We start from the raw sequence: 22,310 nt of genomic DNA, 5'->3' as shown, positions 1-22,310 counted from the left end.
GCGTTGAGCACCGCGTACCTCCGTGGCGCTGCACACCCTGCCGCGGATGAACGGCACCTCACACTATGCCGGTGCCGTAGGGGACAGCCGACGGAACGGCAACGGTTCCGTCACGGCAAGGATCTTCCGACCACCCGTGTTCCTCCGCAGCCCCCGTCGTTGGTACGTACGGGGGGCTGGCGGCCTGCGTTCATCTCCCCCTGCCAACTCGTCGGTGCGCTAGCCCAGATCGAGTGGGAAGCGCCCATTCCCAGCGGGAGGACCAACAGTCGTGGCCGTGACCGAGCCGGCGCCCGCGGCGGTTTCCGCGGCGCACTCCGCAGCACACGAGGGGATCCTGCGACGCCAGTCGGCGCGCGAGTCGGCGGCGCGCACCTATGCGCGCGCCCTGCCGATCGTGCCGGTACGGGCACGCGGCCTGACGATCGAGGGCGCCGACGGACAGCGCTACCTCGACTGTCTCTCGGGTGCGGGGACCCTGGCCCTCGGGCACAACCATCCGGTCGTGCTCGAAGCGATCAGAAGGGTCCTGGACTCGGGGGCGCCGCTGCATGTTCTCGACCTGGCCACACCGGTCAAGGACGCCTTCACCACCGAGCTGTTCCGCACACTGCCTCGCGGACTCGCGGACCGCGCGCGGATCCAGTTCTGCGGGCCCGCGGGCACGGACGCCGTGGAGGCCGCGCTCAAACTCGTGCGTACGGCGACCGGGCGCGACGGCATGCTCGCCTTCACCGGCGCCTACCACGGGATGACGGCAGGGGCACTCGAAGCATCCGGCGGCGCACAGGACGTACGCGTCGCGCGGTTGCCCTACCCACAGGACTACCGCTGCCCGTTCGGCATCGGCGGTGCGGACGGCGCCGAACTGGCTGCCCGCTGGACCGAGAGCCTCCTCGACGACCCCAAGTCGGGAGTGCCGCAGCCGGCCGGGATGATCCTCGAACCGGTGCAGGGCGAGGGCGGCGTGATCCCCGCGCCCGACGACTGGCTGCGCCGGATGCGCGAGATCACCGCCGCACGCTCGATCCCGCTCATCGCGGACGAGGTCCAGACCGGCGTCGGGCGCACCGGCACCTTCTGGGCCGTCGAGCACAGCGGCGTCGCCCCGGACGTGATGGTCCTCTCCAAGGCCATCGGCGGCAGCCTGCCCCTGGCCGTCGTGGTCTACCGCGACGACCTCGACGTCTGGCCGCCCGGCGCTCACGCGGGCACCTTCCGCGGCAACCAGCTCGCCATGGCGGCGGGCGCGGCCACCCTCGCGTACGTCCGTGAGAACGGTCTCGCGGAACGCGCGGGAGTCCTGGGCACCCGCATGCTCGCCCAGCTGCGGTCCCTGGCCGCCGAGCACCCCTGCATCGGCGACGTCCGGGGCAGAGGCCTGATGATCGGCGTCGAACTCGTCGACCCGGCCGCCATGGACCAATCCGCCCCGGTCGCGCGCCGGATGCCTGCCGGACCCGGCGGCCCCCTCGCCCTGGACCGCCGCCCGCAGCCGCGTCCCCCCGCACCCGAACTCGCTGCGGCAGTGCAACGGGAATGCCTGAGCCGCGGACTCATCGTCGAGCTGGGCGGACGGCACTCCAGCGTCGTACGCCTCCTTCCTCCTCTCACCATCACGGACGAGCAGGCGACCGCGATCCTGGACCGCCTCGCCGACGCGATCTCCGCGGCGGCGCGTCCGCGCCACGGATAGCCATGCCGGACCCGGGCCGCACCGCGGACGGCCCAGAGACATCAGCACAGCTCCAGCCCGTCGCCCCGGAGCCCGAACGACCCCACAAGGAAGCCCTCTTGAACGCCACCCCCGCATCCGACGGCCCACCCCACCCCCACGTCCCAGGCGCGTGCGGCAAGCAATCCTCGCTGGTGGCGGAGCCCGGCACGGTTCCCCGGCAGAAGGGAGGCCGGCAGACCGAGCAGCTGCGAGGCGCGACCGCCGACCTCCTGGAGCATCCCGATCCGCACACCGCGGCGCAGGTGGCGGCGATCGAGAACCTCCTGCGCTGCTGGGTGCGCGAGAACAACTTCCCCGCCCCCGAGCACGGCGCCCTGCGCATCCCGCTCGACGCCAGCGGCACCGCTCTCCTCGTCCCCGTGCACTACTGGTCGGCTACCGGCTGGCACCGGTTCGGCCTCCCGTACCTGGAGGACGGTCCGCAGAGCGCACCCCCGGCCGACGCCGTCACCGTCGCCGCTCTGCTGGGCCGCGAGACGGGCCAACAGGACACAGCCGCCGCCCCGTACACGCAGGGCGAGGCCGCCAGGCAGGGTGGGGCCGACCGCATTGGCCCTGATACCGGCACCGGTAGCGACGGTGACAGCGCGCGGGTCGAGGGAGGGGACCTCGTCGGCCGCGTCGCCGACTCGGTGCGGCGCACCGCCACCTTCATCGCCGACCGCCGGCACAACCCCGGCGACGAACCCGACCTCTTTCTCGCCGCCGAACAGTCCCTGCTCCTCGGCCACCCCCTGCACCCCACGCCGAAGAGCCGCGAGGGGCTCTCCGACACCGAATCCCGGTTGTACTCACCGGAGTTGCGCGGTGCCTTCGCGCTGCACTGGCTCGCCGTCGACCCCGCCGTGCTCGCCGGTGACTCGGCCTGGACCGAGCGGGGCCGCACCGTCCCGGCCGAGCAGCTCACCGCTCGCCTCGCGGGCCCGGACCTGCCGCTGCCGGAAGGCCGCGCCGCCCTGCCCCTGCACCCCTGGCAGATCCGTGAGCTCCGGCACCGCCCCGCGACCGCCACGCTCCTGGAAGCCGGACTCCTCCAGGACCTCGGCCCCCACGGCACACCGTGGTACCCGACCTCCTCCGTGCGCACCCTTTATCGCTCGGGCGCCGCGGCCATGCTGAAGCTCTCGCTCGGCCTGCGCATCACCAACTCCCGTCGTGAGAATCTCCGTAAGGAACTCCACCGCGGCGTCGAGGTCCACCGGCTGCTGCGCAGCGGCCTCGCCGAGCAGTGGCAGGCGGCCCACCCAGGCTTCGACGTGATCCGCGACCCCGCCTGGCTCGCCGTGACCGGCCCCGACGGCGAGCCCGTCTCCGGACTCGACGTGATGATCCGGCACAACCCCTTCGGCCCCGGTGACGACGCCACCTGCATCGCGGGACTCGTATCGCCCAGGCCGTCGCCGCAGTCCACGGGACACGACCGTGCCCCGATGCGCTCCCGGCTCGGCGAGATCGTCACCCGCCTCGCCGGGCGGACGGGCCGACCCCGGGGAGCCGTCGCCACGGAGTGGTTCCTGCGCTACCTGGAGAACGTCGTGCGCCCCGTGCTCTGGCTGGACAGCGAGGCAGGAGTCGCCCTGGAGGCCCACCAGCAGAACACGCTGCTGCTGCTTGACCCCGACGGCTGGCCCGTGGGCGGCCGGTACCGCGACAACCAGGGCTACTACTACCGGGAGTCCCGCCGCGCCGAGCTCGACCGGCGGCTCCCGGGCATCGGCGAGCACAGCGACACGTTCGTGTCCGACGAGGTGGCGGACGAGCGCTTCGCCTACTACCTCGGCATCAACAACGTCCTCGGCCTCATCGGAGCGCTCGGCGCCCAACACCTGGCCGACGAGAAGCTGTTGCTCGCTGCCTTCCGCCGCTTCCTCGGCGACGTCGTGTCCGGTCCCGCACCTCTGTATACGCCCTTGCCCGCCCTGCTGCTCGACTCACCCGTGCTGCGCTGCAAGGCCAACCTGCTGACCCGGCTTCGCGGGCTCGACGAGCTCGAGGGTCCGGTCGACACCCAGTCCGTCTACGTCTCCATCGCGAATCCCCTTCATTCCTGAGGAACATGACCCACCCTTTCTGACCTTTCCGAGAGGAGCGACGCCGTGCCTCCGCCTCCCCCCGATGCGAGCACCGACGCCGGAACCGAGACCACCCCCGTGTCCGCCACCGAGTCCTCCACCGCCGACAGGACAGCCGATCAGGCCACCGACAGGGCAGATGTCCAAGACACCCTGGACCTGCGCCTCCCGGACGAACTCATCGCTCTGATCGGTGCGAGTGGAGCACCTTGCACGGCAGCCCCCGCACGGACATCTGCACAGGCACCGGCACGGACGAGCGTCTCGTCGGTCGACGATCTGCTCGACAACGTCGCCGACTGGGGCCCCGCGACGACCTCTGCCGGTGTCTTCCAACTCGTCCCCGTACGCGTCGAACGCGATCTCCCCCTCATCAGCCGGTGGATGAACGACCCTGCCGTGGCGGCGTTCTGGGAGCTGGCCGGCCCTGATGACGTCACGCAGGAGCATCTGCGCGGCCAGCTCGACGGCGACGGACGCAGCGTCCCCTGCCTCGGTGTCCTGGACGGCACGCCGATGAGCTACTGGGAGGTCTACCGTGCGGACCTCGACGCCCTGGCCCGCCACTATCCGGCCCGCCCGCATGACACTGGTCTTCACCTCCTCATCGGCGGTGTCGCCGACCGCGGCCGAGGGCTCGGCACCTCGCTGTTGAGAGCCGTCGCCGACCTTGTGCTCGACCGTCGCGCCGCATGCGCACGTGTCATCGCAGAACCCGACCTGCGCAACACCCCCTCCGTCTCTGCTTTTCTCAGCGCCGGCTTCCGCTTCGCCGCCGAGGTGGATCTCCCCGACAAGCGCGCGGCGCTCATGGTCCGTGATCGGGCCCTGCGCGCAGTGCTCTGACCCGCTCACTCTTAGTACACCGCTCGACCTGATCCGGTTCCCTCCCTGAGGAGTCCCCGTGCCGAATCCGTCCGTTCCCCCGACACCCCGAGAACCATCCGCTCTCTACGACCCGCCGGAGCTGACTCCGGACAGGTGGGCAAGGATCGGACGCCGCCTCCTCGCCAAGATGGTCGGTGAGTTCGCGTATGAGGAGATCATCGAGCCCATCCCCGCCGGACCGGGCGACACACACAGCTACAGCATCCGCCTCGATGGCGACGGCGACGGCAACGGCGACGACGGCGACGGCAACGGCAACGATGGGGACGGAGCCCATAGCCGCCCGAGCGAAGTGCCACAGCCGACCCCCCGCCTCCTCTTCCGCGCCCACCGTGGCTCGTACGGCAGTTGGTACGTCGATCCGGCCAGCCTGGCCCTGGCCGAGGCCGAGGGACCGCCGCTCCCCTTCAGCGACCCCCTTCGCTTCCTCACCCGGGCCCACCGCACCCTGGGAATCGACGGCGCCACGCTCGGCCACCTCATCCGCGAGCTGACCGTCACGCTCGCCGCCGACGCCCGGCTCGACCAGACCGCCCTCACCACGGCGCAGCTCGCCGACCTCGGCTACGCGGAACTCGAAGGGCATCAGACCGGACACCCCTGGCTCGTCCTCAACAAGGGCCGCATCGGCTTCTCCGCGAGTGACACCGCCCGCTGGGCGCCCGAGGCCCGTCTCACCACGCGGCTTCCCTGGGTCGCGGTCCACACCGACCTCGCCGCCTACCGAGGCGTCGCCGGACTGGACACCGCGGAAAGGCTCTATACACGTGAACTCGCTCCCGCCACGAGGGAGTCCTTCGCAGACATACTCAGGGCACGCGGCCTCGACCCGCACGCCTACCTCTACTTGCCGGTGCATCCGTGGCAGTGGGACGACATCGTCCTGCCCCTCTTCGCCCCTTCCGTCGCCGCGGGAATGATCGTTCCCCTCACCACCGACGGCGATCTGCGGCTGCCCCAGCAGTCCATTCGTACGTTCCTGAATCTGTCCCGTCCCGACCGGCACACCGTCAAGCTGCCCCTTTCGGTCCTGAACACCCTGGTGTGGCGCGGACTTCCGACCGAGCGCACCTTGGCCGCCCCTGCCGTCACCGCCTGGATGCACGCCCTGCGCGACGCCGATCCCTTCCTGCGGGACGAATGCAGGGTGATCCTCCTCGGCGAGGTCGCGTCGGTGACCGTCGAGCATCCGCTCTACGACGGCCTGCCCGAAGTCTCCTACCAGTACAAAGAGCTGCTCGGTGCGATCTGGCGCGAACCGATCACCCGGTATCTCGCCCCCGACGAGCGCGCCCGGACCCTTGCTTCCTTGCTGCACACAGACCCGCACGGCAAGGCCTTCGTCGCCGAGCTGGTCGAGCGTTCGCGCCTCGCGCCCGAGGTCTGGCTGCGGCACCTCTTCGCGGCGCTGCTGCCTCCGCTCCTGCAGTTCCTGTACCGGTACGGCACCGTGTTCTCCCCTCACGGGGAGAACGCCATCGTCGTCTTCGACGACAAGGACGTACCCGTACGGCTCGCGGTGAAGGACTTCGTCGACGACGTGAACGTCAGCGCCGAGGCCCTCCCGGAGCACGCGTCGATGCCGGACGACGTCCGTGACGTCCTGCTCACCGAACGCCCCGACTTCCTCACGCAGTTCATCCATTCCGGGCTCTTCGTGGGCGTCTTCCGCTATCTCGCCCCGCTCTGCCAGGAGCAGCTGGGCATCCCGGAGGCCGACTTCTGGTCCCTCGTCCGCGCCGAGATCCTCCGTCATCAGGCGCGGGCCCCCCAGCTCAAGGAGCGGTACGAGATGTTCGACCTGCTCACGCCGCGCATCGAGCGACTGTGCCTCAACCGGAACCGGCTCCACCTCGACGGGTACCGGGACCGCCCGGAGCGCCCGCACGCCGCCGTGCACGGAAGCGTGCTGAACCCTCTCCGTCAGCCTTGATCGAAGGATTGTCAGTGGAGACCCGTAGGGTGGTCGCGCTATGACAAAGCCCTCCCTTCCCGAGCTCCTGCACGCCGCCGTCACCGCCGTCGGCGGCACAGAGCGCCCTGGCCAGGTGACGATGGCCGAGACCGTCGCCGAGGCGATCGACGCCGGTTCCCATCTCCTGATCCAGGCCGGTACCGGCACGGGCAAGTCCCTCGGCTATCTGGTCCCCGCCCTCGCGCACGGAGAGCGCGTGGTGGTCGCGACGGCCACGCTCGCGCTGCAGCGCCAGCTCGTGGAGCGTGACCTGCCGCGGACGGTGGACGCCCTGCATCCGCTGCTGCGCCGCCGCCCCCAGTTCGCCATGCTCAAGGGCCGCTCGAACTACTTGTGCCTGCACCGCCTCCACGAGGGAGTGCCGCAGGAAGAGGAGGAGGGCCCGGGGCTCTTCGACCAGTTCGAGGCCGCGGCCCCCACCAGCAAGCTCGGCCAGGACCTGCTGCGGATGCGCGACTGGGCGGACGAGACCGAGACCGGCGACCGGGACAACCTCACGCCCGGGGTCTCCGACCGCGCGTGGTCCCAGGTGTCCGTCTCCTCCAGGGAGTGCCTGGGAGCGACGAAGTGCGCGTACGGAGCGGAGTGCTTCGCCGAGGCGGCGCGCGAGCGGGCCAAGCTCTCCGAGGTCGTGGTCACCAATCACGCACTCCTCGCGATCGACGCCATCGAGGGTGCCCCCGTCCTTCCTCAGCACGAAGTGCTCATCGTGGACGAGGCCCATGAGCTGGTCTCCCGGGTCACCGGCGTCGCCACCGGCGAGCTCACTCCGGGCCAGGTCAACCGTGCCGTGCGCCGGGCGTCCAAGCTGGTCAACGAGAAGGTGGCCGATCAGCTCCAGACCGCGTCCGAAGGCTTCGAGCGGGTGATGGAGCTGGCCCTCCCCGGCCGCATCGAGGAGGTCCCGGAGGACCTCGGGTACGCACTGATGGCCCTGCGTGACGCCGCCCGCACGGTCATCACTGCGCTCGGCTCCACGCGCGACAAGTCGGTCCAGGACGAGGACGCCGTACGCAAGCAGGCCCTCGCCTCCGTCGAGTCGATCCATGACGTGGCGGAGCGCATCTCGAACGGCTCCGAGTGGGACGTCGTCTGGTACGAGCGTCATGACCGCTTCGGAGCCTCACTGCGGGTGGCGCCCATGTCGGTGTCCGGCCTGCTCCGCGAGAAGCTCTTCAGCGACCGCTCCGTGGTCCTCACATCGGCGACCCTGAAGCTCGGCGGCGACTTCAACGGGGTGGGCGCCTCCCTGGGGCTCGCCCCCGAGGGCACCGAGTCCGAGGACGCCCCGGTATGGAAGGGCCTCGACGTCGGCTCGCCCTTCGACTACCGCAAGCAGGGGATCCTGTACGTGGCCCAGCACCTGGCCCGGCCGGGACGCGAGGGCACGCGAAGCGACATGATCGACGAGCTGGCCGACCTGATCGAGGCGGCAGGCGGCCGCACGCTCGGCCTGTTCTCGTCCATGCGCGCCGCTCAGAACGCCGCCGAGGAGCTCCGCGGCCGGCTCGACGTGCCCATCCTGCTACAGGGCGAGGAGACGCTGGGAGAGCTGATCAAGAACTTCGCGGCGGACTCGCAGACCTGCCTGTTCGGGACGCTTTCGCTGTGGCAGGGCGTCGATGTGCCGGGCGCCAGCTGCCAGTTGGTGGTCATGGACAAGATCCCCTTCCCGCGTCCGGACGACCCGCTGATGAGCGCCCGCCAAAAGGCGGTGGACGACGCAGGTGGCAACGGCTTCATGGCCATCGCCGCGACGCATGCGGCGCTCCTGATGGCCCAGGGCGCGGGGCGGCTCGTGCGGGCCTCCGAGGACCGTGGCGTGGTCGCTGTCCTGGACCCCCGGCTCGCGACCGCGCGCTATGGCAGCTATCTGCGGGCTTCGCTGCCCGATTTCTGGTACACGTCGGACCGCAATCAGGTGCGCCGCTCCCTGGCGGCGATCGACGCGGCGGCGAAGGCGACAGTCACAATCAAGGACGCCGACGATGCGAAGGCCGACGAAGCCGAGACCGTCGAGGCGAGGGGCGACGAGTAGCGCACGGATCGTCCCGGGACCGCCTGCCGGGCCCGGACCGGGTGCCGGCCCCGGACGCAGCAGGGCCCCGGAACCGGCGCAGTTGGTTCCGGGGCCCGGTCAGGGGCGGAGGCTCACACCCGCCGCAGCACCGCCACCACCTTGCCGAGGATCGTCGCCTCGTCTCCGGGGATGGGCTGATACGCGGAGTTGTGAGGCAGCAGCCACACGTGTCCGTCCTCGCGCTTGAACCGCTTGACCGTCGCTTCGCCGTCCAGCATGGCGGCGACGATGTCGCCGTTCTCCGCGACGGGCTGGCGGCGCACCGTCACCCAGTCGCCGTCACAGATCGCGGCCTCGATCATCGAGTCGCCGACGACCTTGAGGACGAACAACTCACCGTCACCGACCAGCTGCCGGGGAAGCGGGAAGACGTCCTCCACCGACTCCTCGGCGAGGATCGGGCCACCGGCCGCGATACGGCCGACGAGCGGCACGTACGAAGCGGCGGGCTTGCCTGCCGTGTCCGTGGGCTGGCTGCTCGGCTGGTCCGAGCCACGCACCTCGTACGCGCGCGGGCGGTGCGGGTCACGGCGCAGGAAGCCCTTGCGCTCCAGGGCCATCAGCTGATGGGCCACCGATGAGGTGCTGGAGAGGCCGACCGCCTGGCCGATCTCCCGCATCGACGGCGGGTAGCCCCGCCGCTGCACAGAGTCCCTGATGACCTCAATGACGCGGCGCTGCCGGTCGGTGAGCCCCGAGCTGTCGGCGCGGATTCCAGGAGGTCGCCCCGGTAGGGAGCGTGTGGGCTTGGGGCCCTCCTGGTTCGTGCTTGCGTCATTCATGGCATGCACCGGCTCGAGTCGGCTCTGGCGGTCCTGGGCAGTGATGGTGGCGCTGTCTGCGGTGGTGGTCACGTCTGTCGGCCCCTCTCGAGATGTTCTCCCTAGTTAGCCAACGGTAGTTGCTTTCGAAAGGTTGCGCCAAACACACGTTCGAGTGAAAAATCGCAGAACGCCCGCCGCGATCACGCGTCTGGGTGTATGGCTAACGTTCGAGCCGAATGGCATTTCGGTTCATTACGGTACGCTTCACCGCCGGGGTCGCAGCCCCCTCAGTGGGGCCCCCATACTGCCACTCGTCGCTCGGTCAACCTGGCACCGCCCCCTTCTCGTGCGTCGCGCGGGGCGGGCTCGTACTGTTCACAGCGGGCCGTGAGTACGCGACACGCGATGGGGCCGAATTTACGGCCAAACCCCAGATCTAGTGGTTGGATTGCAACCACAGCCCAGAAGTTGTGGTCCCCGGTCTTTTCAGGCCTCGGCCATCGCCTATGCTTGGGGCTGCTTCGAGGGCCTCATGGGCCCGTTGAGGCCTATGAGTCGTGTCGTGAAGGAGGGTTGGGAGTTCCATGCACTGCCCCTTCTGCAGGCACCCCGACAGTCGCGTGGTCGACAGTCGCACCACCGACGACGGAACGTCGATCCGCAGACGCCGTCAGTGTCCGGACTGCTCCCGTCGTTTCACGACCGTGGAGACGTGTTCGCTGATGGTGGTCAAGCGCAGCGGCGTGACCGAGCCATTCAGTCGTACGAAGGTGATCAACGGCGTACGCAAGGCCTGCCAGGGGCGGCCGGTGACCGAGGATGCCCTCGCTCAACTCGGCCAGCGGGTCGAAGAGGCGGTGCGGGCCACCGGAAGCGCCGAACTGACCACGCACGACGTGGGTCTGGCCATACTCGGTCCGCTGCAGGAGCTGGACCTGGTGGCCTACCTGCGCTTCGCGTCCGTGTACCGGGCGTTCGATTCACTTGAGGACTTCGAGGCTGCCATCGGGGAGCTGAGGGACCAGCGGGAAAAGCGGCTCGACGACGAGCCGCGGGGCGCCGGCGGCGAGCCCGGCGCGAAAGGCTGCGGGCCCGGAGGGACTGTCGAAGTCCCGGTGCCCGCCACTGCCGCCGACTGACCGGCTGACCGGCCGACGGCGGCACACACAGACCTGTTGCGGGCGCCTTCGCGGGCTCCGCGGCACCAGACAACACCGTGTCACGGGAACATCGTGGCACTTCAGGGCGTTTTAGCCTGATACAGGGAGGCGGCATGACCGAGACGACGAGCGGCCCGGCACGAGGTTCCCGAGCCAAGGGATCCAAGGCCAGCAAGGGTCTGCGTATCGAGCGCATCCATACGACGCCCGGCGTGCATCCGTACGACGAGGTGGTCTGGGAGCGCCGAGACGTCGTCATGACCAACTGGCGCGACGGCTCGGTCAACTTCGAGCAGCGTGGCGTCGAGTTCCCCGACTTCTGGTCGGTGAACGCGGTCAACATCGTCACCAGCAAGTACTTCCGCGGGGCCGTTGGCACCCCGCAGCGCGAGACCGGCCTCAAGCAGCTGATCGACCGCATCGTGAAGACCTACCGGAAGGCCGGCGAGGACTACAGCTACTTCGCCTCGCCCGCCGACGCCGAGATCTTCGAGCACGAGTTGGCGTACGCCCTCCTGCACCAGATCTTCAGCTTCAACTCGCCGGTCTGGTTCAACGTCGGCACGCCTCAGCCGCAGCAGGTCTCCGCCTGCTTCATCCTGGCCGTGGACGACTCCATGGACTCGATCCTGGACTGGTACAAGGAAGAGGGGATGATCTTCAAGGGCGGCTCCGGCGCCGGCCTGAACCTCTCCCGCATCCGTTCCTCCAAGGAACTGCTCTCCTCCGGGGGCAACGCCTCGGGACCGGTCTCCTTCATGCGCGGTGCCGACGCCTCCGCAGGAACGATCAAGTCGGGCGGCGCCACGCGTCGCGCGGCCAAGATGGTCATCCTCGACGTCGACCACCCTGACATCGAGGGCTTCATCGAGACCAAGGTGAAGGAAGAGGAGAAGATCCGCGCCCTGCGTGACGCGGGCTTCGACATGGACCTGGGCGGCGACGACATCACGTCCGTCCAGTACCAGAACGCCAACAACTCGGTCCGCGTGAACGACACGTTCATGAAGGCGGTCGAGGAGGGCGGCAAGTTCGGCCTCACGTCCCGCATGACGGGCGACGTCATCGAGGAGGTCGACGCCAAGTCGCTCTTCCGCAAGATGGCCGAGGCCGCGTGGGCCTGTGCCGACCCCGGCATCCAGTACGACGACACCATCAACGCCTGGCACACCTGCCCGGAGTCCGGCCGGATCAACGGCTCGAACCCGTGCAGCGAGTACATGCACCTGGACAACACGTCCTGCAACCTCGCCTCGCTGAACCTGATGAAGTTCCTCAAGGACGACGGCCTGGGCACGCAGTCCTTCGACGCCGAGCGCTTCTCCAAGGTCGTCGAGCTGGTCATCACCGCGATGGACATCTCGATCTGCTTCGCGGACTTCCCGACGCAGAAGATCGGCGAGAACACCCGCGCCTTCCGCCAGTTGGGCATCGGCTACGCCAACCTCGGCGCCCTGCTGATGGCCACCGGCCACGCGTACGACTCGGACGGCGGCCGCTCGCTGGCCGGCGCCATCACCTCGCTGATGACGGGTAGGTCGTACAAGCGCTCCGCCGAGCTCGCCGCGGTCGTCGGCCCCTACGACGGCTATGCCAAGAACGCCACGCCGCACAAGCGCGTCATGAAGCAGCACTCGGACGCCAACGCCACGGCGCCCCGCGTCGACGACCTGGACACGCCGATCTGGGCCGCCGCCACGGAGGCCTGGCAGGACGTGCTCCGCCTCGGTGAGAAGAACGGTTTCCGTAACTCTCAGGCGTCGGTCATCGCCCCGACCGGCACCATCGGTCTCGCGATGTCCTGCGACACGACCGGCCTCGAGCCCGACCTCGCCCTGGTCAAGTTCAAGAAGCTCGTCGGCGGCGGCTCGATGCAGATCGTCAACGGCACCGTGCCGCAGGCCCTGCGTCGCCTGGGTTACCAGGAGGAGCAGATCGAGGCGATCGTCGCCCACATCGCCGACCACGGCAATGTGATCGACGCTCCGGGCCTCAAGACCGAGCACTACGAGGTCTTCGACTGCGCGATGGGTGAGCGTTCCATCTCCGCGATGGGCCACGTCCGGATGATGGCGGCCATCCAGCCGTGGATCTCCGGCGCGCTCTCCAAGACGGTCAACCTCCCCGAGACGGCCACTGTCGAGGACGTCGAAGAGGTCTACTACGAGGCGTGGAAGCTGGGCGTCAAGGCGCTCGCCATCTACCGCGACAACTGCAAGGTCGGCCAGCCCCTCTCCGCCAAGAAGAAGGAGCAGGAGAAGGCAGAGGTCACCGAGAAGACCGAGGACACGATCCGTGCCGCGGTCGAGAAGGTGGTCGAGTACCGCCCCGTCCGCAAGCGCCTTCCCAAGGGCCGCCCGGGGATCACCACCTCGTTCACCGTGGGTGGCGCCGAGGGCTACATGACCGCCAACTCCTACCCGGACGACGGTCTCGGCGAGGTCTTCCTGAAGATGTCCAAGCAGGGTTCGACCCTCGCGGGCATGATGGACGCCTTCTCGATCGCCGTCTCCGTAGGCCTGCAGTACGGCGTTCCGCTGGAGACCTACGTCTCGAAGTTCACGAACATGCGCTTCGAGCCGGCCGGCATGACGGACGACCCGGACGTGCGGATGGCGCAGTCGATCGTCGACTACATCTTCCGCCGCCTGGCGCTGGACTTCCTGCCCTTCGAGACCCGCTCCGCGCTCGGCATCCACTCGGCCGAGGAGCGTCAGCGTCACCTGGAGACCGGCTCGTACGAGCCGTCCCTGGAGGAGTCCGAGGTCGACGTCGAGGGCCTGGCCCAGTCCGCCCCGCGGCAGCCCGAGGTCCTGAAGGCGGTCGCCGTGCCGAAGGTCGAGGCCGAGAAGCCCGCTCCGCAGCAGGCGCACACCAGCGCCGAGCTCGTGGAGATGCAGCTGGGCATCCAGGCCGACGCACCGCTGTGCTTCTCCTGCGGTACGAAGATGCAGCGCGCCGGATCCTGCTACATCTGCGAGGGCTGCGGCTCGACCAGCGGTTGCAGCTGATCGCAGCCCCCGCCAGGCCCGGAGTTTCGGGCAAGGCAGGGAGTGAAGCCTGAACGCCAGGGGCGGCATCCTCCAGGCGCCGATCTCAGAGATCGGCGCCCATCACCGCGGCGAAAGACGTCGGGTCGGCGTCGAACCCGCGGATCATCTCGCGGAAGGACCACGCTCCCGACTCGTCCCGATTGAACTCGGCGATCGTCGCAGCCGTGTACCCGGAGACCACGGAGAGGTCGCTCTGCGCGAGGTCGGTGTACCCCTCGCGGATGCGCACCGAGGTGTTCGGGATCTCGCCGAACACCTTCCGCTCCTCCTGGGGCTGTATGGCCACACCGACCACCACGCGCGCGTACGTGGCCGCGAGCCGGTCGAGCTCCAGGGTCATGACCTCGTCGAAGCCGAAGCCCTGGCCTGTCTTGCTGTCCCTGTTGAGGGTGATCGTCCCGTCGGGGGCGCGGCTGTCGAAGTGCACCAGATACACGGGGCTGTCGTAGGGAGCGTCCGCGGAGTAGGTCGCGGCGATGATGTCGAGATCATGCGAGGGCGCACCGACGGGGCTCGGATCCCATTTGAGCCCCACCTCGACCTTCTTGATCCCCTTGCTGACGCTGCTCACAGAGTTCCCCCTCGTCGTGGTCCCGGCTGGCACTCACCCACCAGGCATGTCCACACGGCATGTCCTACAGACACGCTACGACGAATGGCTGACATCACCGAAGTTTCCTGGTCGGCAAGGCTGTTGGGCCCGCCATGGGAATTTCGGGTGGCGTGCGCACAGGGCGCGTAGATCATTGGCCCCATGACGTGGAACGGGGAAGAACTGGACATCGGGGCCTACTTGGCCAGGGTCGGCCACGAGGGCGGGACGAAGCCCGACTCCGAGACGCTCCGTGCGCTTCACCGCGCGCATGTGGCGTCGATCCCCTTCGAGAACCTGGAGATGATGCTCGGCCGGCCCGTATTGCTGGATCTGGCGGCGCTGCAGGACAAACTGGTGCGGCAGCGCAGAGGCGGCTACTGCTACGAGCAGAACCTCCTGTTCGCGGCGGTTCTGGACCGGATCGGCTTCGCCGTCACGGGGCTCGGCGCCCGGGTCAGGGCGGGCGCCTCGTCGCGTCGCGCGGTGACGCACATGCTCCTGAAGGTCGAGGCGGACGGGCGGCAGTGGCACTGCGACGTCGGTTTCGGCGCCGAAGGGCTGCTCGAACCGATTCCCTTGGGGGACGAGGGCGACGTACGGCAAGACGTACGACAAGGAGACTGGCGGTTCGGGATCGTCCAGGAGCCGAACGGTGCACGGGTGTTGCGGACCGAGCACGCGGACGGCTGGTTCGATCTCTACGAATACACGCTGGAAGAACGCCTTCCCGTCGACTACGTAGTGATGAACCACTACACATCGACTCACCCCAGGTCGTCGTTCATCCGGCGCCCGGTGATCCAGCGGGCCGCTCCGGAGGCGCGCCGCACCTTGGTCGGCGGGCGCTTGACGGTGACGCGACCGGACGGCACATCGGGCGAACGGGACGTACCCGCCCACGAGTTGGGGGAGGCGCTCGTCCGGGAGTTCGGTATCGAACTCGACGCCGATGACCGCGCCGAGCTGATCCGGGCGCACTACGCCGGAGCGTGACCCGAGCCACGCCGGGCGGCCTTACGATGGCGCGGTGCTGGTCAAATGGATTCGCTGCACCGTGGTGGACCGACGGGGGTTCGGGCAGGGGCAGCGGAAGTGGGCGGGGCTTCTGGGGGAGCCGGGGTTCCGGGGACAGGGCGGGGGGTGGAGTCGGGAGCGGCCAGGCGTGGCGCACGTCTTCGCCTTCTGGGAGAGCCGGGCCTTCTACGACTCCTTCATGGCACGCTCCCACGACCGGCTTGCGGCCTCGCAGTCAGGCACCTTCAAGGACGTCCAGAGCAAGCTCTTCGACCACCGTTTCGACGTGAAGACGGGCTTCGAGCCGCGCTTCACGGACGTCGACGTGGTACGGGTGGCGCACTGCCGGGTCCGCGCGGCGCGCGTGGAGAACTTCGCGCTGATGCAGGAGAAGGTCTGGAATCCGGCCATGGCGGGCTCTCCGGGGATGGTGCGTGGGCTCTTCGGCGAGGCGCCCGGACACGAGTTCCTCGTCCTGTCGATGTGGCGGTCGGCCGCCGAGCACGGCAAGTACCGCAGGGAGCGGGTGGAACGGCTGTCGCTGCGTGCCCAGACGGAGGCCGATGTCGCGGCCCTTGCCGGGGACATCGTGGAACTGGAGCCGTCGTGGACCGTGTGACGGCGTGCGGATGACCTCCCGCCGGGGCGACGGTCGCACACGCCGGATGGAGCCCGGACGGCCGACCGGTTGAGCCGCCCGGGGAGGGCCGATCTAGGGTTTCCGTATGGCACGTCCGCGGCGCATCTTCCTTGTCCGGCACGGCGAGTCGGCAGGAAACGCCGACGACACCGTGTACGAACGCGAACCAGACCACGCGCTGGCGCTCACCGAGAAGGGGTGGCGGCAGGCGGACGAGACGGGTGAGCAGCTGCGGGAGGCCGTCGGTCTGGAACGGGTGAGCGTGTACGTCTCGCCCTACCGCCGCACCCATGAGACCTTCCGGGCCCTGCGGCTCGACCCCGACCTCGTGCGGGTGCGCGAGGAGCCCCGGCTGCGGGAGCAGGACTGGGGGAACTGGCAGGACCGGGACGACGTCAAGCTCCAGAAGGCGTACCGCGACGCGTACGGACACTTCTTCTACCGCTTCGCCCAGGGCGAGTCCGGGGCCGACGTGTACGACAGGGTGGGCGCGTTCCTGGAGAGCCTGTACCGGAGCTTCGAGGCCCCGGACCATCCGCCGAACGTGCTTCTGGTCACCCATGGGCTGACCATGCGGCTGTTCTGTATGCGCTGGTTCCACTGGTCGGTGGCGGACTTCGAGTCGCTGTCCAACCCCGGGAACGGCGAGATGCGGACGCTTGTGCTGGGCGATGACGGCAAGTACACACTGGACCGGCCGTTCGAACGCTGGCGCGAACCCGAACCGTACGGCGTCACCGGATAGAGTGGCAGGGCGATGACCGCTGACTCCTCTCCCGACCGGCGCCTGGCCCGCGCTCTGGCCAGCCTGCGTGGACTGGCGGTGGGGGACGCGCTGGGCTCTCAGTTCTTCGTGCCCGCGAACTACCCGCTGCTGAAGCGCCGGGAAGCGCCCCCAGGCCCCTGGCAGTGGACCGACGACACGGAGATGGCCTGTTCCGTGATCGCGGTCCTGGAGCGCCACGACAGGATCGACCAGGACGCGCTCGCCCTGTCCTTCGCCGAGCACCATGACTTCGACCGTGGTTACGGCCCCGCAGTGAACCGGCTGCTCCGGCAGGTCCGGGAGGGTGGGGACTGGCGGGAGCTGGCCTCCGCGCTCTTCAAGGGGCAGGGCTCCTGGGGGAACGGGGCGGCCATGCGGATCGCGCCGCTCGGCGCCTGGTACGCGCACGATCCGGAGCAGGCGACGCACCAGGCGGAGATCTCCGCGTACCCCACCCATCAGCACCGTGAGGCGGTCGTGGGAGCCATGGCGGTGGCCGCTGCCGCGGCGCTGGCCGCCGATCCTGCCGGTCCGCCCGCACCGAAGGCGCTGCTCGACGGCGTCATCGACCTCGTGCCGCGCAGCGCCGTGGGAGCGGGGCTCCGCCGGGCGCGGGACATGCTCGACTACGGAGACGCGGCGACGGTCGCCGCGGTCCTCGGCTGCGGCCGTCGTACGACTGCTCATGACACGGTGCCGTTCGCGCTGTGGTCGGCCGCGCGCGGCCTCGGCGCCTTTGAGCAGGCCATCTGGTCCACCGCCCAGGTGGGCGGCGACATGGACACGACCTGCGCCATCGTGGGCGGCGTGGTCGCTTCCGGCGAGGGCGGAGCGCCCTCTGCGAAGTGGCAGGAGCAGACCGAGGCGTTGCCCGACTGGGTGCCGGTCGCGGCGGGCTGACTTCGGGAGCCGGATGCGCTTCGGGGCCTGGTGTGACTGTCACGGTCATGCCACAGCTTGGCCGACGCGGGGGTCGTTGTCGGCCCTGCCGCTATTCTTCCCGCAGGCCGCGAGTTGATCATCACTTGCGTGTCCTCAACGAGATGCCGGTCGCCCGGCGGCCCCGCCACGCGTGCGTGCCGTCCGCTGCCCGTGCGGACCGGCCGGGAGGGGGTCCCGTGTCCGATTCACCATCCACGCCTGAGCCATCAGATGTGACAGATCCACCAAGAAATCCAGTGAGAGGTCCGCTCAGAGGTCCACAAGCGGAGAGCCACGCAGACGAGCCCGAGGACGCGGTTCCCGGCCCGCGTGCCGCGGCGGGGAGCCCACAGCCTCGTACCGACTGGGATTATCCGGCCCGCCCGGACAAGCGCGAGCCGTTGCTGGCCGATCTGCGGGCCGATCCGCCCGCTCCGGTCCGGACGGGCACGCTGGGCGCGGTGCTCGGGACCGGCCTGCTGAGCATGCTGCTGCTCGGTGACGGGCTCGCGCTCAACCTGTTGATCGTCGCCGTGCCGGCCGCGCTCGCCGCGTACTTCGCCGCCGAACAGGCCGGCCGCAGGCCGCGCCCTTGGACGCTGGCCTGGGCGATCGGTGGCCTCGCGCTGCTGGCCGTGCCCGCCTTGCGGGACGCGGGCTGGCCCTCGTTCCTCGCCATCGTCTCCGCCGTCGCGCTGGGCTCGCTCGCGCTGCACGGCTGCCGCACCTGGCCCGGCGTACTGCTCGGCCCGCTCGGTCTCTTCGACGCGGTGATCTCCGGTCTGGGCTGGGGCTGGCGCGGGGTGCGAAGCCGCGCGAGCGGCTCCAGGAGCGGGCCCGTGCTGCGGGCGGTCGCGGTGACCGCCTTGCTGCTGGTGGTCTTCGGAGCGCTGTTCGCCGGGGCCGATGCCGCCTTCGCGGGGCTGCTCGGCGATCTGATGCCCGACGCTTCCGTCGCCGAAGGGCCCTGGCGTGTGCTGCTCTTCGCCGTCGGCATCGTCGGAGCGCTCGCCGCGGCGCACACCGCTGCCGCGCCCGTGCGCTGGGACCGGCTCTTCGTGGGTCCTGGCCGGGAGCGGGGCCGCGTCGAGTGGGCGCTGCCGCTGATCGTCCTGAACCTGCTGTTCGCGGTGTTCAACGTGGTGCAGCTGGCCGTGCTCTTCGGTGGGTACGACGCGGTCCTGGAGAAGACCGACCTCTCGTACGCCGCGTATGCGCGCCAGGGCTTCTGGCAGCTGCTGGTCGCCACGCTGCTCACCCTGGTCGTCATCGTCCTGGCCCTGCGCTGGGCGCCCCGTGACGGGGCACGTGACCGCGGTCTGGTGCGGGCCGTGCTCGGGACGCTCTGCGCCCTCACGCTCGTCGTCGTGGCGTCGGCGGTGCGGCGCATGGACATGTACGTGGAGGCGTACGGCCTGACCCGGCTCAGGGTGTCGGTCGTGGCCGTGGAGCTCTGGCTCGGCCTGATCATCGTGCTGATCATGGCGGCCGGGGTGTGGGGCGCGCGGTGGCTGCCGCGCGCCGTCGCCGCGAGTGCAGCCGCCGGCGTGCTGGCCTTCGGACTCCTTTCGCCCGACGGACTCATCGCCGAACGGAACGTCCAGCGCTACGAGGACACCGGGAAGTTCGACCTGGAGTACGCGCGCGGGCTGTCCGCCGACGCCGCACCGGCTGTCGACGGGCTGCCGGAGCCGCTGCGCTCCTGTGCTCTTGAAGGCATCGCGAACGGCCTCGGGGCCGAGCGCGGCCCTTGGTACGCCACCAGCCTGGGGGAGGCGCGCGCCAGGGAGATCATCGACGAACGGCCACCCACGGCGACCGTGGCGGACTGCCAGGGCGTCGGCGAGGAGACCTCGTACCGCTGAGGCGCGCTCCGGCCGTCCACGACGGTGAGGCGGGTGAGGCGGGTGAGGCGGCGAGTGCCGGGCCGCCCCGCTCGCCGCCGTGGACGGCCCGGCATGCACGTACGCCTTCGCCAGAGTCGCCCCCCGTCAGCCGGCCGCGGGGCCCGCCGCGCTCGCCGTGCCGGAGAGCGCGTCCATGTCGCTCTTGCGTACCCGGACGAGCACCACGGCGATGACCAGGGCGAGCAGGGCCATCGCGACGGCCGGTATGAAGGCCGTGGAGATCCCCTGGGACAGCACTTCGTGTCCCCAGGGCGCCGGCAGTTCGCCGGTCTTGGCGAAGGCGGCCTTCTGTTCCGGCGACGCGTTCGCCATGAAGTCCGCCATCTGTTCCTTGCCCTCGTCCCGGCTCGCCGTGCCGAACACCGTGGTCAGGATGGAGAGGCCGAGTGAACCGCCCACCTGCTGCGTCGCGTTGAGCAGCCCGGATGCCGCGCCCGCCTCGTGTTGGGCTACTCCGGAGACGGCCGTCAATGTAAGGGTCACGAAGTTCAGACCCATGCCGAAGCCGAACAGCAGCATCGGGCCGAGCACTCCGCTCACATACGAACTGTCCGGGCTGACGAAGGTCTGCCAGCCGAGTCCGAGGGCGACGATGGCCGAGCCGACCACCATGAACGGCTTGGGCCCGAGGACTGGAAGCAGCCGCTGGGAGATGCCAGCGCCCGCCACGATCGCGACCGTGACCGGCAGGAAGGCGAGGCCCGCCTCGATCGGTGTGTAGCCCAGGACGTTCTGGACGAAGAGCACGATGAAGAAGAACATGCCGAACATCGCGGCGGCCAGGCTCAGCATGATCACGTACGAGCCCGAGCGGTTGCGGTCGGCGAACATCTTCAGCGGAGTGATCGGTTCCTTCGCCCGGCTCTCGATCAGCGCGAAGGCCAGGAGCAGGACGATCGCCGCGCCGAACGACCCCACGGTGAGACTGTCGCGCCAGCCGTCCTCGGACGCCCGGATGAATCCGTAGACCAAGGAGGCCATGCCGAGGGTCGACGTGAGGGCGCCCGCGATGTCGAAACGGCCCGGATGGCGCTCGGACTCGTTGATGTAGAGCGGGGCGAGGAAGGCGATCAGGACGCCGATGGGTACGTTCACGAACAGTACCCAGCGCCAGTCGAGCCACTCCGTGAGCATGCCGCCGGCCAGCAGACCGATGGCGCCGCCACCCGCGGAGACGGCCGCGAAGACACCGAACGCGCGGTTGCGTTCGGGGCCTTCGGGGAACGTCGTCGTGATGAGTGCCAGGGAGGTGGGCGACGCGATCGCGCCACCTACGCCCTGCAGGGCGCGTGCGGCCAGCAACTGCCAGGGCTCCTGGGCGAATCCGCCGAGGAGCGAGGCGAGGGTGAACACCAGGATGCCGGTCATGAAGACCCGGCGGCGGCCGAGGATGTCACCGGCGCGGCCACCGAGAAGCAGCAGGCCACCGAAGGTGAGTGTGTACGCGCTGACGACCCAAGTGAGGTCAGTGGTGGAGAATTTGAGCGCGTCCTGAATGTGCGGGAGCGCGATGTTCACAATCGTCGCGTCAGGAACCGTTGCACCGTGTGTTCTGCGGTTCCGAATGGAGCTGGCGTCCTGACCTGCGGGCATGAAGAAACCCCCGCGACGCGGGGGCTTCTCCGTGGGGTCGGGGTCAGGCCTTGATCCAGTCCACGAAGGCACCCCAGTTGCGGTCTGGCACGACCAGGGCTGGGCCTTCGGGGTTCTTGCTGTCGCGGACCGGGACGACACCAGTCAGCCCGTCACAGACCTCGATACAACTGCCGTTGTCCCCGCCGCTGTAACTGGACTTGCGCCAGCCAGCGAGTGAGGACGCGTCGGGGATGCGCTTAGCAATCATTGGTGTATTCCTCCGCCACCGATTCGAGCAGGTCTAGGGAGAGGTCCGATGGCAACGCGCTCGCCCTCGCCAGATCGTATGCGTCCTTGCACTGCTGAACCATCGCCGGATCGTCGAGCAGGTTTCCTGTGTACAGCGCCTCCACGTAAGCAAGCTCAGGAGCATCGGCAAAGCGGAACAAACTGACCATGCTCCCCATGGTTGCGTGCGCCCCGTGCTTGTGCGGCACGACTTGTAGGCGAACCCTCCCGGAGCGCCCGAGGGCTGCGATGTGCCGTAACTGTTCAGCCATCGTTCTCCGGCCGCCTACCTGCGACCTTATGACGTTCTCATTGAGGATGAACCAGACGGTAGGGGCGTCGGGGTTCTTCAAGATCTCGGCTCGCTTCATCCTGTTGACAACGCGCCTGTCAACTTCCTCGGGAATGAAGTTCGGCTGTTGGGCTCTGTAGATGACGCGGGCGTAGTTCGGGGTCTGTAGCAGTCCCGGCACGAGTGAAACGGCGTACTCGTTAATGGCGATGGCCTGTTGTTCCGCTTCAAGCGCCTCGGCGAAGTGGTCGGCCACGTCTACGAGTTCGAGCGTTCCTAGGAAGCGCACGAAAAAGCCATCGCTGTTCAGCTCCTTATCGAGCCTCACCGCATCCTTGGCCTGTGGTTTCCTGCGACCAGCCTCGATGTGAGCGATCATTGACGGTGACAGGACGACTCTGTCGCCTAGTTCATGTTGCGTCAGTCCGGCAGCTTCTCGGAGCCGCTTCAGGTGTTCCCCGTAGCTCTGCCTTGGTGTGCGCTTCATCCGTGAACTTGCCATACGGGGCCCCTCTTGACAGCGGCGATGGAGAGTTGACGGTCCTTCCCATGCTACGTCCAGAGGGCAACGCTCTACATACA

General features: G+C 69.2%; 17 protein-coding genes. 12 read left to right on the top strand and 5 right to left on the bottom strand.

The window, feature by feature from the left end; genetic code table 11:
* Window positions 1–271 precede the first annotated feature (271 nt).
* The 5 genes from AC5P1C_RS02495 to AC5P1C_RS02475 all read left to right on the top strand — a co-directional run bounded on the left by AC5P1C_RS02495 (window position 272) and on the right by AC5P1C_RS02475 (window position 8,711).
* The gene (locus AC5P1C_RS02495; protein ID WP_493863961.1) at window positions 272–1,696 is read left to right on the top strand and encodes a diaminobutyrate--2-oxoglutarate transaminase family protein; all 1,425 of its coding nucleotides are present in this window, start codon (window positions 272–274) and stop codon (window positions 1,694–1,696) included.
* A 98-nt stretch (window positions 1,697–1,794) separates the two neighbouring features.
* On the top strand, window positions 1,795–3,789 hold the full coding sequence (locus AC5P1C_RS02490; protein ID WP_493863960.1) for an IucA/IucC family protein: 1,995 nt from the start codon (window positions 1,795–1,797) through the stop codon (window positions 3,787–3,789).
* Window positions 3,790–3,834: 45 nt separating this feature from the next.
* Window positions 3,835–4,656: a GNAT family N-acetyltransferase gene (locus AC5P1C_RS02485; RefSeq protein ID WP_493863959.1), complete on the top strand. Its 822-nt coding sequence runs from the start codon at window positions 3,835–3,837 to the stop codon at window positions 4,654–4,656.
* 58 nt (window positions 4,657–4,714) lie between these two features.
* The gene (locus tag AC5P1C_RS02480; protein ID WP_493863958.1) at window positions 4,715–6,631 is read left to right on the top strand and encodes an IucA/IucC family protein; all 1,917 of its coding nucleotides are present in this window, start codon (window positions 4,715–4,717) and stop codon (window positions 6,629–6,631) included.
* 40 nt (window positions 6,632–6,671) lie between these two features.
* Window positions 6,672–8,711 (top strand): ATP-dependent DNA helicase, encoded by a 2,040-nt coding sequence (locus tag AC5P1C_RS02475; RefSeq protein WP_493863957.1) that lies wholly within the window; start codon window positions 6,672–6,674, stop codon window positions 8,709–8,711.
* 113 nt (window positions 8,712–8,824) lie between these two features.
* Here the strand turns inward: AC5P1C_RS02475 and lexA are convergent, their stop codons facing one another.
* Entirely contained in the window at window positions 8,825–9,607 is a 783-nt protein-coding gene (gene lexA / locus AC5P1C_RS02470) for a transcriptional repressor LexA (protein ID WP_249587324.1), read from the bottom strand.
* A gap of 494 nt (window positions 9,608–10,101) precedes the next feature.
* Here lexA and nrdR point away from each other — a divergent pair, with 494 nt between their 5' ends.
* Together nrdR and AC5P1C_RS02460 are read left to right on the top strand one after the other, a co-directional pair.
* A complete protein-coding gene (gene nrdR / locus AC5P1C_RS02465) occupies window positions 10,102–10,656 on the top strand; it encodes a transcriptional regulator NrdR (RefSeq protein ID WP_493863956.1) in 555 nt (184 codons plus the stop codon).
* Between the two features lie 134 nt (window positions 10,657–10,790).
* Window positions 10,791–13,688, top strand: a complete 2,898-nt coding sequence (locus tag AC5P1C_RS02460; protein ID WP_493863955.1) for a vitamin B12-dependent ribonucleotide reductase — start codon at window positions 10,791–10,793, stop codon at window positions 13,686–13,688.
* 85 nt (window positions 13,689–13,773) lie between these two features.
* On the opposite strand, the gene AC5P1C_RS02455 is transcribed toward AC5P1C_RS02460, so the two are convergent.
* Window positions 13,774–14,301: a TerD family protein gene (locus tag AC5P1C_RS02455; RefSeq protein ID WP_493863954.1), complete on the bottom strand. Its 528-nt coding sequence runs from the start codon at window positions 14,299–14,301 to the stop codon at window positions 13,774–13,776.
* Window positions 14,302–14,484: 183 nt separating this feature from the next.
* On the opposite strand from AC5P1C_RS02455, the gene AC5P1C_RS02450 reads away from it, so the two are divergent.
* The 5 genes from AC5P1C_RS02450 to AC5P1C_RS02430 all read left to right on the top strand — a co-directional run bounded on the left by AC5P1C_RS02450 (window position 14,485) and on the right by AC5P1C_RS02430 (window position 19,531).
* On the top strand, window positions 14,485–15,318 hold the full coding sequence (locus AC5P1C_RS02450; RefSeq protein WP_493863953.1) for an arylamine N-acetyltransferase family protein: 834 nt from the start codon (window positions 14,485–14,487) through the stop codon (window positions 15,316–15,318).
* A 34-nt stretch (window positions 15,319–15,352) separates the two neighbouring features.
* A complete protein-coding gene (locus AC5P1C_RS02445) occupies window positions 15,353–15,958 on the top strand; it encodes a YdbC family protein (protein ID WP_493863952.1) in 606 nt (201 codons plus the stop codon).
* A gap of 106 nt (window positions 15,959–16,064) precedes the next feature.
* Window positions 16,065–16,724 carry a histidine phosphatase family protein gene (locus AC5P1C_RS02440; RefSeq protein WP_493863951.1) on the top strand — a complete coding sequence of 220 codons (660 nt, stop codon included), beginning with the start codon at window positions 16,065–16,067 and terminating at the stop codon, window positions 16,722–16,724.
* 12 nt (window positions 16,725–16,736) lie between these two features.
* Window positions 16,737–17,645 carry an ADP-ribosylglycohydrolase family protein gene (locus tag AC5P1C_RS02435; protein WP_493863950.1) on the top strand — a complete coding sequence of 303 codons (909 nt, stop codon included), beginning with the start codon at window positions 16,737–16,739 and terminating at the stop codon, window positions 17,643–17,645.
* Between the two features lie 143 nt (window positions 17,646–17,788).
* Window positions 17,789–19,531 carry a DUF4153 domain-containing protein gene (locus AC5P1C_RS02430; protein ID WP_493864033.1) on the top strand — a complete coding sequence of 581 codons (1,743 nt, stop codon included), beginning with the start codon at window positions 17,789–17,791 and terminating at the stop codon, window positions 19,529–19,531.
* Between the two features lie 126 nt (window positions 19,532–19,657).
* Here AC5P1C_RS02430 and AC5P1C_RS02425 read toward each other — a convergent pair whose 3' ends face one another.
* The 3 genes from AC5P1C_RS02425 to AC5P1C_RS02415 are packed head-to-tail and all read right to left on the bottom strand — an operon-like array spanning window position 19,658 to window position 22,215.
* Window positions 19,658–21,166 (bottom strand): MFS transporter, encoded by a 1,509-nt coding sequence (locus AC5P1C_RS02425; RefSeq protein WP_493863949.1) that lies wholly within the window; start codon window positions 21,164–21,166, stop codon window positions 19,658–19,660.
* Window positions 21,167–21,209: 43 nt separating this feature from the next.
* Complete coding sequence (locus AC5P1C_RS02420; RefSeq protein WP_493863948.1) at window positions 21,210–21,416, bottom strand: DUF397 domain-containing protein; 207 nt, start codon at window positions 21,414–21,416, stop codon at window positions 21,210–21,212.
* Window positions 21,406–22,215 carry a helix-turn-helix domain-containing protein gene (locus AC5P1C_RS02415; RefSeq protein ID WP_493864032.1) on the bottom strand — a complete coding sequence of 270 codons (810 nt, stop codon included), beginning with the start codon at window positions 22,213–22,215 and terminating at the stop codon, window positions 21,406–21,408. The genes AC5P1C_RS02420 and AC5P1C_RS02415 overlap by 11 nt, the downstream gene beginning before the upstream one ends.
* Window positions 22,216–22,310: the final 95 nt, after the last annotated feature.

It is taken from the genome of Streptomyces sp. A18 (assembly GCF_059026065.1).
Note: the sequence above shows the minus strand (reverse complement) of the source record. Positions and strands in the feature narration are given on the sequence as shown.

Bases quoted from the DNA above. Each gene is read 5' to 3' on its own strand.
- AC5P1C_RS02475 (WP_493863957.1), top strand. From the start codon at position 6,672: ATGACAAAGCCCTCCCTTCCCGAGCTCCTGCACGCCGCCGTCACCGCC.
- nrdR (WP_493863956.1), top strand. From the start codon at position 10,102: ATGCACTGCCCCTTCTGCAGGCACCCCGACAGTCGCGTGGTCGACAGT.
- AC5P1C_RS02460 (WP_493863955.1), top strand. From the start codon at position 10,791: ATGACCGAGACGACGAGCGGCCCGGCACGAGGTTCCCGAGCCAAGGGA.
- AC5P1C_RS02450 (WP_493863953.1), top strand. From the start codon at position 14,485: ATGACGTGGAACGGGGAAGAACTGGACATCGGGGCCTACTTGGCCAGG.
- AC5P1C_RS02440 (WP_493863951.1), top strand. From the start codon at position 16,065: ATGGCACGTCCGCGGCGCATCTTCCTTGTCCGGCACGGCGAGTCGGCA.
- AC5P1C_RS02435 (WP_493863950.1), top strand. From the start codon at position 16,737: ATGACCGCTGACTCCTCTCCCGACCGGCGCCTGGCCCGCGCTCTGGCC.
- AC5P1C_RS02430 (WP_493864033.1), top strand. From the start codon at position 17,789: ATGCCGGTCGCCCGGCGGCCCCGCCACGCGTGCGTGCCGTCCGCTGCC.
- AC5P1C_RS02425 (WP_493863949.1), bottom strand. From the start codon at position 21,166: ATGCCCGCAGGTCAGGACGCCAGCTCCATTCGGAACCGCAGAACACAC.
- AC5P1C_RS02420 (WP_493863948.1), bottom strand. From the start codon at position 21,416: ATGATTGCTAAGCGCATCCCCGACGCGTCCTCACTCGCTGGCTGGCGC.
- AC5P1C_RS02415 (WP_493864032.1), bottom strand. From the start codon at position 22,215: ATGAAGCGCACACCAAGGCAGAGCTACGGGGAACACCTGAAGCGGCTC.